The organism is Pseudopontixanthobacter vadosimaris (assembly GCF_012979275.1).
Lineage (GTDB): Bacteria > Pseudomonadota > Alphaproteobacteria > Sphingomonadales > Sphingomonadaceae > Pseudopontixanthobacter > Pseudopontixanthobacter vadosimaris.
This window is the reverse complement of the sequence record NZ_JABASZ010000021.1, coordinates 1-15,421: the sequence shown is the minus strand read 5'-3', so window position 1 is coordinate 15,421 and position 15,421 is coordinate 1. Positions and strand designations below refer to the sequence as shown.

The window sequence follows — 15,421 nt, the reverse complement described above, 5'->3', positions numbered from 1 at the left end:
GTAGCAGTGGGCCGATCAAAGCCCACTCGTCACCCGACACACCAACCCGCTCACCCAATGCTGCCTCCAAAAGGTAGCCTTGAATCAGCGGTCGAGTCTCAGGTCAAGCTTTGTCCACGAAGCCTAGACTCGCGAAAGCAGCCGAAAACCCGATCGAGATTTGCAAGATTTGTGCTGACGATAAGGTAATGATTCGACTTCGCCACTTTTTTATCGAACGCCGCTAACTGTTCGCAACAATCGTCATCTATGTCTTTACAATCAAGGATCGTTACATCTGCCGCAGATGATACATCCTGCTTGAATACAGCAGCATGATTTGCCGACCTTCGTATAGCGAATGCCAGACCTTCGACATCCCTCTCTATCTCTGCTCTAAATCCCACGTCATCGGAAAAAATATCCAGACTTGTACGACGCCTTTTCGGATTATCTAGCTTAGAGTCGTAGTCGAAATCCTCTTGCTGCATAAGTCGATCCCTACGTTTACTTAAAGCAAATCTCGTTGAAAATATCCGCAAAAGCTCCTGTCTTTTACGGCCTGATTTCAACGATACTGCCATCCGGCACCATCTGCCAGAGCTCTGCAATTTCGGCATTGCCGAGCGCGATACAGCCATCGGTCCAGTCGTCCTCGATCCGCTCTCCGGTGAAATCGTTCGGTTGGCCGTGCAGGAAGATGTCACCGCCCGGCGATCGGCCCTGCGCCTTTGCAAAGGCACGGTCCTGCGCGTTGGGATAGCTGATCCGCAGCGAGAGATGATAGGCGCTGCGCGGATTGCGGGCGTCGATCCGATATCGTCCTTCAGGCGTGCGTTCATCCCCCTGGAACTGCTTGTGTCCCGTGGGCGCATCGCCGAACCGGAGGTCACGGTAGATGCGGATCGGCCGTTCGCCTTCGAACAGCACCAGAACCCGGTCGGATTTGTCGACGAGGATGGATCGTTCCGGAGGACGCTGAATCTGCGGCGGTTCCGAAGCCGGTAAGGACTGAATCGGCGCTGCGGCGCAGGCCGCCAGCACGGCGGCAAGCAGGACGCTGCCGGGCCACCGCACAACCACGGTCAATCCATGAATGGATCGCGCACGAGGATCGTGTCATCGCGTTCCGGGCTTGTGGAAACCAGTGCCACCGGAGTTTCGATCAACTCCTGTACGCGCTGGATATATTTTATCGCGTTGGCCGGCAGGTCGGCCCAGCTCCGCGCGCCGGCGGTCGTCTGCTGCCAGCCTTCCATCTCCTCGTAGATCGGTTCGACAGCGGCCTGGTCGGCGGCATGGGCAGGAAGATAGTCATAGACCTTGCCGCGCAGCCGATAGCCGGTGCAGATCTTCACCGTCTCGAACCCGTCGAGAACATCGACCTTGGTGAGCGCGATGCCGGTCACGCCGGAGATCGCGCAGCTTTGCCGCACGATGACCGCATCGAACCAGCCGCAGCGCCGCTTGCGCCCGGTTACCACGCCGAATTCATGGCCTCGCTCGCCCAGCGTCTGCCCGTCCATATCATCGAGTTCGGTCGGAAAGGGTCCGCTGCCCACGCGCGTGGTATAGGCCTTGACGATGCCGAGCACGAAGCCCGTGGAATTCGGCCCCAGCCCCGATCCGCTGGCTGCCGTGCCGCTGACTGTGTTGGAGCTGGTAACGAAGGGATAGGTGCCGTGATCGACATCGAGCAATACGCCCTGCGCCCCTTCGAACAGGATCTTCGCCCCTGCACGCTTCACCTTCTTCAGCCGTTTCCAGACAGGCTGCGCGAAACGCATCACGAAGGGTGCGATTTCGCGGAGCTCCTCCAGCAGCGCGCTACGATCGACCGGCGGCTGGTCGAAACCTGCCCGCAACGCATCGTGATGGGCGCATAGCCGGTCGAGCTGCGGATCGAGCGAGTCGAGATGCGCAAGGTCGCAGACCCGGATCGCACGGCGCCCGACCTTGTCTTCGTAAGCCGGGCCGATGCCCCGCCCGGTCGTGCCGATCTTGCCCGAACCGGCAGCAGCTTCGCGCAAACCGTCCAGATCGCGGTGCATGGGCAGGATCAGCGGGCAATTGTCGGCAATGGCAAAATTGTCGTCGCTGATGGAGACGCCCTGCGCTTCCAGTTTCTCGACCTCGGATTGCAAGGCCCAGGGGTCCAGCACCACGCCATTGCCGATGATCGACAGGGTGCCCGACACGATACCCGAAGGCAGCAGGCTCAGCTTGAAGACCTTGCCGTCGATCACCAGCGTGTGGCCGGCATTGTGCCCGCCCTGGAAGCGAACGACCGCGTCGGCGCGGCTGGCCAGCCAGTCGACGATCTTGCCTTTGCCTTCGTCGCCCCACTGGGCACCGATCACCGTAACATTCGCCATGAACGCGCCTTTTGCTCGCAATTCGGGATAGGAAATCGGCCTCGGGCATTAGGGATGGAATGGCGGAGCGTCCAGCATTTCGGCTGATAATTCACGCGATCCGCGCAAAATCCCGATCCATGGAGACGCTCGATGCCCGATAAGGCACCCACCCTCACCCTGAACGATGGCCGCAGCATGCCGCAGCTGGGTTTCGGAACCTACCAGATCGAGGATGCCGATGTAACGCAGGCCGTATCCATGGCGGTGGAAGCGGGATACCGGCTGATCGATACTGCCGCTATCTACCGGAATGAAAAGGGCGTCGGCCGCGCTCTCGAAGCGCATGACGATATCTGGCTCACCACGAAGATCTGGAACGACCAGCAGGGCCACCGCGAAAGTCTCGCAGCTTTCGACAAATGCCTCGGGCGGCTCGGCCGCGATAGTGTCGACCTGCTGCTGATCCACTGGCCCTGTGCCGACAAGGGGAACTATGTCGATACCTGGCAAGCGTTCATCGAATTGCGCGATGCCGGCAAGGCAAAGTCCATCGGCGTTTCCAACTTCATGCCGGACAACCTGGAAAGGATCGTGCGTGAGACGGGCGTTACACCTGCGCTGAACCAGATCGAGCTGCATCCCTCCTTCCAGCAGAAGGAACTTCGGCGACTTCACGAGGAAATGGGCATCGTGACGCAGAGCTGGTCGCCGCTGGGTCAGGGCGATGGCCTGAAGCAGGAAACGATCACCCGCATCGCCGAAGACACCGGGCAGTCGCCCGCTGCAATCATCATCCGCTGGCACATGCAGCACGGGCTGGCCGTCATCCCCAAGGCCTCGTCGAAAAGCCATATCGAGGATAATTTCACCGCGACGAGTTTCACGCTCGACGAGCAGCAGATGGCGGCAATCGACGCATTGGACAGCCCCGACGGACGTATCGGCCCCGATCCCGCCCGCTTCTGCTGAGGCTCAGACGGGCTGTACGTCCACGCCGATCAGGCGATGCGTGCAGCCCAGAGCCGCCGCATCGTCGGTATCGTCCAGTGCCGCGATCGTGCGCCAGCCGATGGCCCGCAGGCGGTCGGCGGCGCCGCGATCATGGCCCTGCGGCAGGAACAGCGTGTCGCGTCTGGCGGCACGACCATCGAGCGCGTCGATCAGCGGGTCGAGATAGAGCGAGAAGCCCGTCGCAGCCTCGTCGCTGCCTGCAATATGATATGTGCCGCCCCGGCCGAGCGCGCCGGCGGCGTTTCCGGCATAGAGGGTGAACCCGAACCAGCTCTGATATTCGAACCCGTGCCGTTCGGTCGGGTCGAGAGTGACGCGGGCTGCATCACCCACGCGTGCAGTGACCTGTTCAAAGGCATCGATCCGGCTCGCCAGCGCGCCGCCGTCATCGAGTTCGCGCAGCAATCCCGCGGCCCTCTCGATATCGCCTGTGGCATAGAGCAACGGCAGGTAGGTATCGCCGCCAGCCGCTTTCAGCCCGCCGGCATCCTTGGTGTCGAGTTCGCGCCGCACTGCAGCGATCTGGTCCGCCTGCAAGGGCATCGGCCCCGCTGCAAGCACATCCACGAGATCGGGCATGGTAAAATCGACCGATATCTCGCGCGCGCCGGCCGCCTTCAGCGCCTCGACAGCCAGGATGACGATTTCTGCCGCCGCCGCCATCGTGTCGCTGCCGATGAGTTCGGCGCCAAGCTGCAGGCGCTGGCGCGCAGGGTCGAGCTGGTCGGCCCGGATCAGCGCGACCTCGCCCGCATAACAAAGCCGCAAGGGCCGCGCCGCATCCCGCAGCCCGGTGGCGGCGATGCGCCCGATCTGCGGCGTGATATCGGACCGCAGGGCCAGCATTCGCAGCGAAGCGGGATCGATGAAGCGGAACATCCTTTCCGGCGAATCGCCGTTCATCCGGCGCGCCAGTGCAGCCTCGAACTCGACCAGCGGCGGGCTGACGCGGTCGTAACCATGCAGGTCCATCGCCTCCAGCGCCGCTGCCATCGCACGCATCGTGGCGGCGGCGGCCTTGGGCAGGCGGTCTGCCAGCCCTTCCGGCAGAAGGTCTGCCAGGGGGCTGGAAATCGGTGACGCGCCGGTGGGCGCTGAAGAAGGGGCTGTTCTATCGGTCATGGCGCCGCCGCGCATGCCCCAGCCGGGTTCAGAATTCCAGTGACTTCGCCACCCGCACACCTTCCAGCGAACAGGCCGCTTGCATCACATCGTCGGTCAGTTCCTGGTCCACCGACAGCAGCAGCACCGCTTCGCCGCCTGTCTTTCTGCGGCCGAGGTGGAACGTGCCGATGTTGATGTTCTTTTCACCGAGCAGTGATCCGATCCGGCCGATGAAGCCGGGCGCGTCATCATTGACGATGTAGAGCATGTGACCTTCGAGATCGGCCTCGATCCCGATGCCGAAGATTTCGACCAGGCGCGGCTCCGCCTTGCCGAACAGCGTTCCCGCCACCGACCGGTCACCCTGGCTGGTGGCCACCGTAACGCGGATCAGGGTCTGGTAATCGCCTTCGCGATCATGCCGGATTTCACGCACGTCCAGCCCGCGTTCCTTGGCAAGATAGGGCGCGTTGACCATGTTCACGCTCTGCGAATATTGCCCCATCAGCCCGGCCAGCACCGCGCCGGTGATCGGTTTGCCATTCAGCTGCGCCGCCGCGCCTTCGCGTTCGATGCTGATGGTGGTCAGATTACCATGCGCCAGCTGGCCGACCAGCTTGCCGAGGTTTTCGGCCAGCGCCATATAGGGCCGCAGCTTGGGCGCTTCCTCTGCCGAAAGGCTGGGCATGTTGAGGGCGTTGGAAACGCCGCCGTTGACCAGAAAATCGCTCATCTGTTCGGCCACCTGCAGGGCGACGTTGACCTGCGCCTCGGTCGTCGATGCGCCGAGATGCGGAGTGCAGATAAAGTTCGGCGTGCCGAACAGCGGGTTTTCCTTTGCCGGTTCCCTGGCGAACACATCCAGAGCCGCACCCGCGATATGGCCCGATTCCAGACCCGCCTTCAATGCCGCTTCGTCGATCAAGCCGCCTCGCGCGCAATTGACGATTTGTACGCCTTCCTTCGTTTTCGCCAGGTTCTCCGCGGATAATATGTTGCGGGTCTGATCGGTCAGGGGCGTGTGCAGGCTGATGAAGTCGGCCCGTTCAAGGAGGCCGTCCAGATCCACCTTCTCGATACCGAGTTCGACGCCGCGTTCTTCCGTCAGGAAGGGATCATAGGCGATTACCTTCATACGCAGCCCCTGTGCGCGGCTGGCGACGATGGAGCCGATATTGCCCGCGCCGATCAGGCCGAGCACCTTCCCGGTTACCTCCACGCCCATGAAGCGGCTCTTTTCCCACTTGCCCGCCTGCGTGGATTCATTGGCTTCGGGCAATTGCCGCGCCAGCGCCATGATCATCGCAATCGCATGTTCGGCGGTGGTGATCGAATTGCCGAAGGGCGTGTTCATCACCACGACGCCCTTGCCGCTGGCATAGGGGATGTCGACATTGTCGACCCCGATCCCGGCGCGTCCGATCACCTTCAGATTGGTGGCCGCGTCGAGGATCTCCGGTGTGACGGTGGTGGAGGACCGGATGGCGAGGCCGTCATACTGGCCGATCATCGCTTTCAGTTCCTCGGGCGACTGGCCGGTGATGACATCGACGTCGCAGCCATTTTCCTTGAATATGCGTGCGGCGTTGGGATCCATCTTGTCGGATATGAGCACTTTGGGTTTGGTCATGATTGTTCTCGTCTATGCCGGTTCAGCGCGCGGGGCGCGGGCGGGATCGAAGTCAGGCTGATTGGCGCGCCTTCACTTGCGGCAGGCGCGCCACATCGCACGGTCAGCAGGCGTTCAGGTGCCCGACTTGACCTGTTCGTAAGCCCATTCGATCCAGGGCAGCAGGCGTTTCAGATCCTCCTGCTCGACCGTGCCGCCGCACCAGATGCGCAAGGAAGGCGGCGCATCGCGGTAGCCGTTGAAATCGTAACCGACATCGCGCTCGTCGAGCATCGCGGCGATCTTCTTCGGAACTCCCGCCTGATCTTCCGCCGAGAGGCTTTCGTACCAGTCGCCCTGAAACACGAAGCAGACGCCCGTGTTCGTCCGCTGCGCCGGGTCGGGCACCATGTTGCGTAAATACGGCGTGGCCTCGATCCAGTCGGTCACGATCTTCGCATTGGCGTCGGCGCGTTCGAACATCGCCTTGCGTCCGCCGATGCTTTTCGCCCACTCCAATGCCGCGATGTAATCCTCGGTCGCGAGCAGGCTGGGTGTATTGATGGTGGCCCCTTCGAAAATGGCGCGGTCGATCTTGCCGCCCTTCTTCAGCCGGAACAGCTTGGGCAGCGGCCATTCGGGATCGTAGCTCTCGATCCGCTCCACCGCCTTGGGCGACAGGATCAGCATGCCATGCTGGGCTTCGCTGCCCATGACCTTCTGCCAACTGTAGGTAGTGGCATCCAGCCTGGGCCAGTCCATCTCCTGCGCGAAGATCGCGCTGGTCGCATCGTTGATGGTCACGCCCTTGCGGCCCGGCTCCAGCCAGTCCGTATCGGGAATGCGCGCGCCCGAAGTCGTGCCGTTCCAGGTGAAGACCACGTCGTTGTCCTGCGGGATGGCGGACAGGTCGGGGATGTGGCCGTAATCGGCATCCAGCGTGGTCAGCCGGGGTAGTTTCAACTGCTTGACCGCATCCTGAATCCAGACGTTGCCGAAGCTTTCCCAGGCGGCGACCGTCGCAGGGCCGGTGCCCAGCATCGTCCACATCGCGCATTCCAGCGCACCGGTATCGGAAGCGGGCATGATGCCGACGAGGTAATCCTCGGGGATACCGAGCAATTCCTTCGACAGGTCGATGGCATATTTCAGCCGCGCCTTGCCGACCGCGCTGCGATGCGAGCGGCCCAGCGATTCGGTTTTCAGCCGATCCAATGACCAGCCAGGGAATTTCACCGTCGGACCGGAGGAAAAGAAAGGGCGTTCAGGCTTCAGTTCAGGTGTTCTTGCAGTCATGTATTCTCTCCTTGCAGAGAGCTCGCGCGGCGTTGGGACCGCGTGGCCCGCTGCCGCAGTGTCCGTTTGCCCTGGCCGCGTCAAGCGGCGCGGCGCGTGTCTCGGCAGGTCGTGCCACAGGGACGCCGCGTCACTTCGCCGGGTCTGCCAATCAAAGGCGGTGTCGGCTCTCGCCAATCTGCAATGCAGCGTTTAAGGCGGCGCGTGATGGATGTAACCGGCCTTCGCATCGCGCTGTTCAGCGGCAATTACAATGTTACGCTCGACGGCGCGAACAAGGCGTTGAACCGGCTCGTCGAATATCTGCTGCGGCAGGGGGCGGCGGTGCGCGTCTATTCGCCCACCGTCGAAAACCCTGCCTTCCGGCAGCAGGGCGATCTGGTCAGCCTGCCTTCCATCGCCATACCCGGGCGCAGCGAATATCGCGTGCCGCTGGGCTTGTCTGCGGCGGCAAGGGACGATCTGGCGCGCTTCGCACCGAATATCATCCATGTCTCATCGCCCGATTTCAGCGCACGGGCGGCGCTGCGCTGGGCCAAGAAACGCCGCATACCGGTGCTGGCATCGGTGCATACCCGCTTCGAAACCTATCCGCGCTATTACGGCGTCGGTTTCCTCGAACCGGTGCTGGAGCGCTGGATCGGCGATTTCTACCGCCGCTGCGACGCGCTCGTCACCCCTTCGCCAAGCATGGTGGAGGTCTTGCGCGAACAGCGGATGAACAGAGACATCGGCATCTGGTCGCGCGGCGTCGATCGCGACATCTTCGGCCCCGAACGGCGGGATCCTGAATGGCGACGTAGTCTGGGCATTGCCGATGACGATGTCGCCATCGCCTTTCTTGGCCGGCTGGTCATGGAAAAGGGGCTCGATCGTTTCGCGCAGACCATCGACCGTCTGAAGGACCGCAGCAGGGCGCCCAAGATCATCGTGATCGGCGATGGCCCTGCGCGCGGCTGGTTCGAAACCGCCCTGCCCACAGGGAAATTCGTGGGATTCCAGAGCGGCGCGGACCTTGGGCGGGCGCTGGCGAGCGCGGACATCTTCTTCAATCCCAGCATCACAGAAACCTTCGGTAATGTCACGCTGGAAGCGATGGCGAGCGGCCTGCCCGTGGTCGCCAGCGCCGCCACCGGAAGCACCAGCCTGGTGGAGGACGGCGTCACTGGCAAGCTGGTGCCGCCCGGCAGCGCAGACGGTTTCGCCGACGCTCTTGCACCCTATCTGGCAGATGCCGCCCTGCGCACCGCGCATGGAGAAGCGGGTGAAAGACGCAGCCGGGATTATTCTTGGGATGCGATCAACAAGGTCATGGCCGAGACCTACCTGCGCCTGGTTGCAGCTTCCTCCTGAGCGATGGCCCGTCCCGGCCCAAGATTACCCGCGGGTGCGAGGGACGTGCTGCGCCTTACCTGATCCGCCATGGATCGGTCCTCTTCCAGCCCTTCGCGCCATCACATGCGGCGGCGAACGGCATGGCAAATGCCTGACACTGCCCCTACATGGATGCCATGGCCGACCTGTTTGGCGACGTTCCGCCCCCGCCCTCGCCCGCTCCCTCCATCCCGCTGCGGGATGACGCGCCGCTGGCCGACCGGCTTCGTCCTGCAAGCCTGTGCGCGGTCATCGGACAGGAACATCTGACCGGGCCGGAAGGCGCGATTGGCCGCATGGTCGCCGCGGGCCGGTTGTCGAGCATGATCCTGTGGGGCCCGCCCGGCACCGGGAAGACCAGCATCGCCCGCCTGCTGGCCGATGCGGTTGGCATGCGATTCCAAGCCGTCAGCGCCGTATTTTCCGGGGTTGCCGATCTGAAGAAAGCTTTCGCCGAGGCCGACCGCGCGGCTCAGGCCGGGCAGCGGACGCTGCTGTTCGTGGACGAGATCCACCGTTTCAACAGGGCGCAGCAGGACGGTTTCCTGCCCTTCGTCGAACGCGGGACGGTGACGCTGGTCGGTGCCACGACCGAAAATCCCAGCTTCGAGATCAACGCCGCATTGCTGAGCCGCGCGCAAGTCCTCATCCTGCATCGCCTCGACGCCGCGGCTCTTGCGCGCCTGCTGGGCCGAGCCGAGGAACTGGAAGGCGCGCTGCCGCTGACGCCCGAAGCGCGCGAGGCACTGGTCGCCAGCGCCGATGGCGACGGACGGTTTCTGTTGAACCAGGCGGAAACGCTTTATGCGGCAAGGATCGACGAGGCGCTCGGCCCGGCGCGACTCGGCCAGTTCCTGCAACGCAGGGTCGCGGTTTACGACAAGGACCGCGAGGGGCATTACAATCTGATCTCCGCGCTCCACAAGGCGGTGCGCGGGTCCGATCCGCAGGCGGCGCTGTATTACCTCGCGCGCATGCTGGTGGCGGGTGAAGAGCCGCTCTTTCTGCTGCGACGGCTGGTGCGCATGGCCATCGAGGATATCGGCCTCGCCGATCCGAATGCCCTGCCGCAATGTCTGGCGGCAAAGGATGCCTATGAATTCCTGGGCAGCCCCGAAGGCGAACTCGCCATCGTACAGGCCTGCCTCTATCTCGCCACCGCGCCCAAATCGAATGCGGTGTACAAGGCGCAGAAATCCGCCTTTCGCAGTGCACGCGATACCGGCAGCCTGATGCCGCCTGCAAATATCCTGAACGCACCGACCAGGCTGATGAAGGATATCGGATACGGCAAGGGTTACGCCTATGATCATGATGCGATAGGCGGGTTTTCAGGTGCGAATTACTGGCCCGACGGCATGGAGCCTCAGACCTATTATACCCCGGTGGAGCGCGGCTTCGAACGCAAGATTCGCGAAAGGCTGGACTGGTGGGAAAGGGAGAGGCTCGCACGCGGCGGCGGAGCATGACAGCGGGCCGATTTCGCCACTTCATCGGCGTGGATTGGTCAGGGGCCGCAGGAGAACGGCACCGGGGGATCGCCGTGGCACAGGCGGATGCAGCGGGCGGGCCGCCCACGCTGCTCGAACCGCAACGCAGATGGTCGCGGGCAGAGGTGCTCGCTTATCTGCGTGACGATCTGCCGCCGGATTCGCTCGTCGGGCTCGATCTCGGCATCGGCCTTCCCTTCGCCGATTGCGACGCCTTCTTTCCAGGTCTGCCGCCAGCCGACAGCCCGCCCGACGCCCGAAACCTTTGGCGAATGGTCGCGGAAATCTGCGAGGCCGACCCGTATTTCGGTGCCACGACCTTTGTCGACGATCCGCGTTTTCGCTCTTATTTTCGTCGACATGGCGCCCGCGAAGGCGCAGCATTTCGCTGCGACGGCGCCGATCACGGCATGGGCCGGTTCAGGGTGACGGAACGCCGCCAGGCCGAGATGGGGTGCAGGCCGACTTCGAATTTCAACCTCGTCGGCGCATCGCAGGTGGGCAAATCCAGTCTGACCGGGATGCGCGTGCTGCATGAATTGGCAGGACACATTCCGGTCTGGCCGGTGGACGAGATCGGGCCGCGCGGCAGCGTCATCGTCGAAATCTACACGGCCATTGCCGCCTTGGCCGGCGGCAGGTCGCCAGGCCGCAGCAAGGTGAAGACAGCGGCGGAACTGGATAGCGTGCTCGTAGCGCTCGGTTCACCCTGCTGCGGGCTTACTGGACCGATCGACGACCATTCCGCCGATGCTGTAATGGTGGCCGCCTGGCTCCGCACATGTTCATCCGAAGCCGCTTTGTGGGCACCTGCCGACATGACGGATGGCATCGCCCGAACCGAAGGCTGGACCTTCGGCGTGCCCTGATAATCCGACGGTCGCGCCTGCGAGAGACAGGAAAGTCTTTACTTGTGACCGCCCCTTATTGCATGGGACGGCCACTGGACCGTTCGGTCAGCCGGCTTAGCTCAGTTGGTAGAGCACCTGATTTGTAATCAGGGGGCCAGGGGTTCGAATCCTCTAGCCGGCACCATCCTCCGCCCGATCAGATTACCGCGAGCTGGCGATTGGTCAGCGTGCCGCCGTACTGACGCTGCAGCCGCACCTTGCGCTCCAGATCGTCGATGATCGCGCCGGAGAAATTCACGCCGCTCAGATCCTCGATAAAGTTGAGGCCGCCGGGCGTGTCGACGTTGATCTCCATCATCTTGTCGCCCGCGATGTCGAGGCCGGTCAGATACATGCCGTCGTCGATCAGCTTGGGTCCGACGATCTCGGCGATCTTCAGCGCAATTTCCGGCGGATCGACCATCTCGACGCCGCCACCGGCAGAGATGTTGGAACGGTGATCCTCGGTCTGGCTGAAGCGGTGCAGACAGGCATAGGTGTCGTCCACCTTCAGCGGGCGGCCGTTCATCGTCAGCATCCGCAGATCGCCCTCGCTGGCGGCAGGCAGATATTCCTGCACGATGGCATAGCCGTCGCGGATCACCGCCTCCATGATCTGGTTCAGATTCTGGCGGTTGTTCTCGTCGATGATGAACACGCCCTGCCCGCCCGAACCCTGCAGCGGCTTGATCACACCCTTGCCGCCATGCGCCTCCAGAAACCGCTCGATTTCGGCAGGCACGCGGGTGATCGTGGTTTCGGGACGGACATCTTCAGGGAAACCCTGGAAATAGGTCTTGTTCTGCGCGTCGGTCAGATGCTGCGGATCGTTGAGGACGATGGTCTGGTTGCGCGCCGCGAGTTGCGCGAACAACAGGCTGGAGGAGGGTGCCCAATTGCGGGTGCCGAGTTCTTCCGCCGGATCGCCGCGCAGCATCAGCACATCCCAATCGGCAAGGGCGATGCGGTGGTTGTCGATCTCCCCGTCCTGCAAATGCGCCAGATAGCTGGTGTCATCGTCGAATGTGTCGATCTTGCTCATGGTCGCCATGGCGCAGATCGCTTCGCTCCAGTCATAGATGAAATTGCCGAGGCCGATCAGCGCGACTTCATGCCCGCGCGCGACTGCTTTGCGCGCCAGCCGGATGGTCGTGTAATTATCCTGCTCCGTCTCGATATCGTTGATGACGAAGGCGAGTTTGATCCTGGAATCTGTCATGCTTCGGGTTTTTCCTGAAAAAGTTGCTCGATGGTGAGTGTGCGGACACGGTCGAGCCGCTGAAGGGCATCGTCGTCCTGCAGATAGGTGGGCAGAACCTGCGGCGGCAGGACAATGCCGTCCTCCAGCAGGTCCTTCAGAATAGGCAGCTGTTTCAGGGCGAACTTGCCCAGGAACAGGATCTCGAAATCGCCATCATGGCGCAGATAGGCGAGCAGTTCCGCGAGGCCTTTCAGATAAAGTGCGTCCTTGGTCAGCCCGCCGCCGCGTTTCGCGCGCAAGGCGGTGTCGAAGGCCATTTCCGGCATCAGGTCGCATTCTTCGACCAGCCGCGCGTAGATTTCCGATCCGCTGGCGCGGGCGACCGCCATCTGTGCGGCGATCACGCGGCCCGCCAATACGCGCAGACGCGGTGCCGGAAGATAGCCGGCGAGATATTCCGCCAGGACCGCAATGCCTTCCTGCAATTCGTCATAATCAGCCAGACCGCCGGCCAGAGTGTGCAGCGGCTGGCAGCGGCCATTGTGGCGGGTGACGACATGAGTGCCGATTTCATGCTGGATCAGCGGATCGACCCGGTTGCTGGCAGTACGGTAATCGAAGGCGACATGGAAATTGCCCATGGAAGTATAGAGCGCGGTGCCCGGCGTATCGTCCTTGATCACCTCGCAGCGGAACGAAGGGTAGCGCGCCTTGAACCCGTCCACCGATCTGTTCGCAGCGGCGATGAAATAATCCGCATCCACGTCGGATCTGTCGCGTTCCACCACGGGAACCCGCGCCAGGACCGTCTCCGCTATGTCGAGCAATTGTTCGTCGACATGGCCGAACAGGTCGATGCTGGCCATGATGAAGCCATCGCAGTCCCGCATGCGCACCAATTCGATCTGCCGATCAAGTTCCCGCTGCTTTTCCAGCAGCAACGCCTCGACCCGCGGGTTCTGGATATCCCTCACGGGCAGATCGAACAGCGTTTTTCTCAAGCCGGGCGCGTCACCTACCAGGCCTTCGCCATAGGTGCTTTCCGGCATGTGCCGGAAGCCGCTGGCGAAGAATTCGTCGCGAATCTCGTCGATATTCACCGGGGTAAGCCGGGTCAGCCAATCCACCTGCCGGTCCATGCGGGCGAGGGCTTCGTCCACCTCCAGCGCGGCGGCGCAGAGCGGGGTTGCGCCATGTCGCTGCGCCACCTCGCGCGGCTGAACGCTGCTGCTCATGCGCGGAACCCGTCCAGCCGGGACAAGGCGGCGCGGCCCTGGCGCACGGCTGCATGGAAGCCGGAGCGCAGATCCTGCATCGCCAGAATATCCGCCCGGTGGTCCCATTCGTTCATGAAGATCTTCTTGTATTCCAGCGTGATCACGCAGGCCGCATCGCCATATTCGGCGTGTAGCCATTCCGGAAAATTGCCGCCGTCTTCCCAGCGCACGTTCACGCGAACGTCCGGCTGTTTTCCGGCCACGGTGCGGCTACGCAGGCCATCGGCGAAGCGGTCCAGCAGATCGCCGTAGATGGCCTTGTGGAGAGTCGTGGCGCCGAGATCGATATCGGGGTTCTCTTCCTGTGGCGCCGCAGCCGCGCCCGCCCCGTCGCGCCGGTGGTTGTAGCTGTGAATATCGAGCACCAATATCCTGCCGTGCCGGGCGATCATCGCCTCAACCCGCTCCGACATCAGCCGGTAGAATTCGGCATGCAGCGCCAGCGAAGCATCCTTTTCGGCCTGCGGCAATTCGGGGTTCCAGATCTTCAGGCCCCAGGTATCCTCCGGGTCGACCGTTACCGCGGTGTCCGCCGGGCGGTTGAGATCGAATTCGAAACGCGACCGGTTCGCCCGGAAGGCGGTATCGCCCCCGGCCATGAAGTAATCCGTCAGCGGGTCTTCTTCGCGCAGGCGGTCGCCATTATCGATTTCGAGCCACGGCTGCAGCGATTTACGAATTGTGTGGCCGGCGTGGATCGCGGTCGTCATCACGGGGCCGTTCTGGATCATCATGTCCCAGGGCGCATTGTCGGTCGCATCGGTGCTTGCGGGTTCGGAGGAAAGGTCTTCGGCTTCAGGCAAAATGTTCATGCCGGGTGAACGCTGCCCCACAGGCTCCGTTCCGATCTTTCCTGCCTCAGCCGCTCCGATACCAGGTGCGGGAACGGCGATCCGGATGCGTCAGCCGCGCCCCCGGTAAGACGCAACCCCCTGATCCGGCACCCATAACCCCCGCGGCGGCGCATCGCTCTGCCAGAAGACATCGATCGGGATGCCGCCGCGCGGATACCAGTAACCGCCGATGCGAAGCCAGCGCGGGGCCATCTCCTGCATCAGGCGCTGGCCGATGCCGACCGTCACGTCTTCATGGAAGCCGCAATGGTTGCGGAACGCCCCCAGAAACAGCTTCAGCGATTTCGATTCGACGATCGTCTTTTCCGGCGCGTAATCGATGACGATATGAGCGAAGTCGGGCTGGCCGGTCACCGGGCAGAGCGAGGTGAATTCGGGCGCCGCAAACCGCACCAGATAGAGCGAGCCTGCACGCGGGTTCGGCACATAATCGAGCACCGCATCTTCCGGCGATGCAGGAAGCGGGGTCTGTCTGCCGAGGAACTGCGGACCCTGTCCGCCTGCATTATCTTGAAGTGTGTCATCCATGCCGCGCTGATGCCGCGAAGTGCGCCGCCCTGCAAGCAGGGCGTTGGCGGGCGGCAATTCACCACCTATTCAGCGCACCTGCGTCCTTTTGCCCGTCTCTATGTCCATGACCTCCTTTCCCGATGTGCGATCCAGGCACCCTGCCCCCGCCTGCACGAAATCCGCACTGCTGCGTGTCGTGCTCGCGACCATCGTTCTGCCGCTTGCGGCCGGTCCGGCGCTGGGACAGGGCCGGGTGCAGGATTTCAGACTTCCGCCGGCACCGACACCCCCGCCCGACATCATCGGCCCGGTCGATGAAGACGCTCCGGCACGGCCCGCCCCCACGCCGACCCCGTCACCCGCTCCCCGTCCGACGGCCACGCCCACGGCAGCGCCCACCACACCGGCGCCGCGCCAGCCGATCGTCCTGCCGCAAGCGCCAGCCGCCCGCAGTCCTTCCGCCGCTCCC

Annotated in this window: 14 protein-coding genes, 1 tRNA gene and 1 pseudogene; 6 read left to right on the top strand and 10 right to left on the bottom strand. The window is 63.1% G+C overall.

The genetic code is table 11. The features are described 5' to 3' along the window. Positions 1-98: 98 nt before the first annotated feature. From HG250_RS04975 to HG250_RS04965, 3 genes are all read right to left on the bottom strand, one after another. The gene (locus HG250_RS04975; RefSeq protein WP_170003303.1) at positions 99-470 is read right to left on the bottom strand and encodes a hypothetical protein; all 372 of its coding nucleotides are present in this window, start codon (positions 468-470) and stop codon (positions 99-101) included. Between the two features lie 64 nt (positions 471-534). Next, positions 535-1,062, bottom strand: a complete 528-nt coding sequence (locus HG250_RS04970) for a L,D-transpeptidase family protein (protein WP_338103863.1) — start codon at positions 1,060-1,062, stop codon at positions 535-537. Positions 1,063-1,064: 2 nt separating this feature from the next. Beyond that, on the bottom strand, positions 1,065-2,354 hold the full coding sequence (locus tag HG250_RS04965; protein ID WP_170003301.1) for an adenylosuccinate synthase: 1,290 nt from the start codon (positions 2,352-2,354) through the stop codon (positions 1,065-1,067). A 132-nt stretch (positions 2,355-2,486) separates the two neighbouring features. On the opposite strand from HG250_RS04965, the gene HG250_RS04960 reads away from it, so the two are divergent. Continuing rightward, entirely contained in the window at positions 2,487-3,305 is an 819-nt protein-coding gene (locus HG250_RS04960) for an aldo/keto reductase (RefSeq protein ID WP_170003299.1), read from the top strand. Positions 3,306-3,308: 3 nt separating this feature from the next. On the opposite strand, the gene HG250_RS04955 is transcribed toward HG250_RS04960, so the two are convergent. The 3 genes from HG250_RS04955 to HG250_RS04945 all read right to left on the bottom strand — a co-directional run bounded on the left by HG250_RS04955 (position 3,309) and on the right by HG250_RS04945 (position 7,356). Beyond that, positions 3,309-4,469, bottom strand: a complete 1,161-nt coding sequence (locus HG250_RS04955) for an ATP phosphoribosyltransferase regulatory subunit (RefSeq protein ID WP_170003297.1) — start codon at positions 4,467-4,469, stop codon at positions 3,309-3,311. 28 nt (positions 4,470-4,497) lie between these two features. Beyond that, a complete protein-coding gene (gene serA, locus HG250_RS04950; protein ID WP_170003295.1) occupies positions 4,498-6,081 on the bottom strand; it encodes a phosphoglycerate dehydrogenase in 1,584 nt (527 codons plus the stop codon). Positions 6,082-6,195: 114 nt separating this feature from the next. Continuing rightward, positions 6,196-7,356 (bottom strand): phosphoserine transaminase, encoded by a 1,161-nt coding sequence (locus tag HG250_RS04945; protein WP_170003293.1) that lies wholly within the window; start codon positions 7,354-7,356, stop codon positions 6,196-6,198. A gap of 207 nt (positions 7,357-7,563) precedes the next feature. On the opposite strand from HG250_RS04945, the gene HG250_RS04940 reads away from it, so the two are divergent. The 4 genes from HG250_RS04940 (at position 7,564) to HG250_RS04925 (ending at position 11,255) form a co-directional block, all read left to right on the top strand. Continuing rightward, positions 7,564-8,709, top strand: coding sequence for a glycosyltransferase family 4 protein (locus tag HG250_RS04940; RefSeq protein WP_170003291.1), 1,146 nt, complete (start codon positions 7,564-7,566; stop codon positions 8,707-8,709). Between the two features lie 158 nt (positions 8,710-8,867). Then, a complete protein-coding gene (locus tag HG250_RS04935) occupies positions 8,868-10,199 on the top strand; it encodes a replication-associated recombination protein A (RefSeq protein WP_170003289.1) in 1,332 nt (443 codons plus the stop codon). Then, the gene (locus HG250_RS04930) at positions 10,196-11,089 is read left to right on the top strand and encodes a hypothetical protein (protein WP_170003287.1); all 894 of its coding nucleotides are present in this window, start codon (positions 10,196-10,198) and stop codon (positions 11,087-11,089) included. The genes HG250_RS04935 and HG250_RS04930 overlap by 4 nt, the downstream gene beginning before the upstream one ends. Before the next feature lie 90 nt (positions 11,090-11,179). Further along, positions 11,180-11,255: transfer RNA gene (locus HG250_RS04925), tRNA-Thr, on the top strand. A gap of 12 nt (positions 11,256-11,267) precedes the next feature. On the opposite strand, the gene HG250_RS04920 is transcribed toward HG250_RS04925, so the two are convergent. The 4 genes from HG250_RS04920 to queF form a co-directional block, all read right to left on the bottom strand. After that, on the bottom strand, positions 11,268-12,329 hold the full coding sequence (locus tag HG250_RS04920) for an ATP-grasp domain-containing protein (protein WP_205763533.1): 1,062 nt from the start codon (positions 12,327-12,329) through the stop codon (positions 11,268-11,270). After that, the gene (locus tag HG250_RS04915; protein ID WP_170003285.1) at positions 12,326-13,546 is read right to left on the bottom strand and encodes a tyrosine/phenylalanine carboxypeptidase domain-containing protein; all 1,221 of its coding nucleotides are present in this window, start codon (positions 13,544-13,546) and stop codon (positions 12,326-12,328) included. Before HG250_RS04915 ends, HG250_RS04920 begins: the two co-directional genes overlap by 4 nt. After that, a complete protein-coding gene (locus HG250_RS04910; RefSeq protein WP_170003283.1) occupies positions 13,543-14,400 on the bottom strand; it encodes an N-formylglutamate amidohydrolase in 858 nt (285 codons plus the stop codon). Before HG250_RS04910 ends, HG250_RS04915 begins: the two co-directional genes overlap by 4 nt. Positions 14,401-14,490: 90 nt before the next feature. Then, positions 14,491-14,970 carry a preQ(1) synthase gene (queF, locus tag HG250_RS04905; protein WP_170003281.1) on the bottom strand — a complete coding sequence of 160 codons (480 nt, stop codon included), beginning with the start codon at positions 14,968-14,970 and terminating at the stop codon, positions 14,491-14,493. A gap of 100 nt (positions 14,971-15,070) precedes the next feature. On the opposite strand from queF, the pseudogene HG250_RS04900 reads away from it, so the two are divergent. Continuing rightward, a pseudogene (locus HG250_RS04900) lies at positions 15,071-15,421 on the top strand (hypothetical protein); the annotation flags it as partial.

Bases quoted from the DNA above. Each gene is read 5' to 3' on its own strand.
- HG250_RS04975 (WP_170003303.1), bottom strand. From the start codon at position 470: ATGCAGCAAGAGGATTTCGACTACGACTCTAAGCTAGATAATCCGAAA.
- HG250_RS04965 (WP_170003301.1), bottom strand. From the start codon at position 2,354: ATGGCGAATGTTACGGTGATCGGTGCCCAGTGGGGCGACGAAGGCAAA.
- HG250_RS04960 (WP_170003299.1), top strand. From the start codon at position 2,487: ATGCCCGATAAGGCACCCACCCTCACCCTGAACGATGGCCGCAGCATG.
- HG250_RS04955 (WP_170003297.1), bottom strand. From the start codon at position 4,469: ATGACCGATAGAACAGCCCCTTCTTCAGCGCCCACCGGCGCGTCACCG.
- serA (WP_170003295.1), bottom strand. From the start codon at position 6,081: ATGACCAAACCCAAAGTGCTCATATCCGACAAGATGGATCCCAACGCC.
- HG250_RS04945 (WP_170003293.1), bottom strand. From the start codon at position 7,356: ATGACTGCAAGAACACCTGAACTGAAGCCTGAACGCCCTTTCTTTTCC.
- HG250_RS04940 (WP_170003291.1), top strand. From the start codon at position 7,564: ATGGATGTAACCGGCCTTCGCATCGCGCTGTTCAGCGGCAATTACAAT.
- HG250_RS04935 (WP_170003289.1), top strand. From the start codon at position 8,868: ATGGCCGACCTGTTTGGCGACGTTCCGCCCCCGCCCTCGCCCGCTCCC.
- HG250_RS04930 (WP_170003287.1), top strand. From the start codon at position 10,196: ATGACAGCGGGCCGATTTCGCCACTTCATCGGCGTGGATTGGTCAGGG.
- HG250_RS04920 (WP_205763533.1), bottom strand. From the start codon at position 12,329: ATGACAGATTCCAGGATCAAACTCGCCTTCGTCATCAACGATATCGAG.
- HG250_RS04915 (WP_170003285.1), bottom strand. From the start codon at position 13,546: ATGAGCAGCAGCGTTCAGCCGCGCGAGGTGGCGCAGCGACATGGCGCA.
- HG250_RS04910 (WP_170003283.1), bottom strand. From the start codon at position 14,400: ATGAACATTTTGCCTGAAGCCGAAGACCTTTCCTCCGAACCCGCAAGC.
- queF (WP_170003281.1), bottom strand. From the start codon at position 14,970: ATGGATGACACACTTCAAGATAATGCAGGCGGACAGGGTCCGCAGTTC.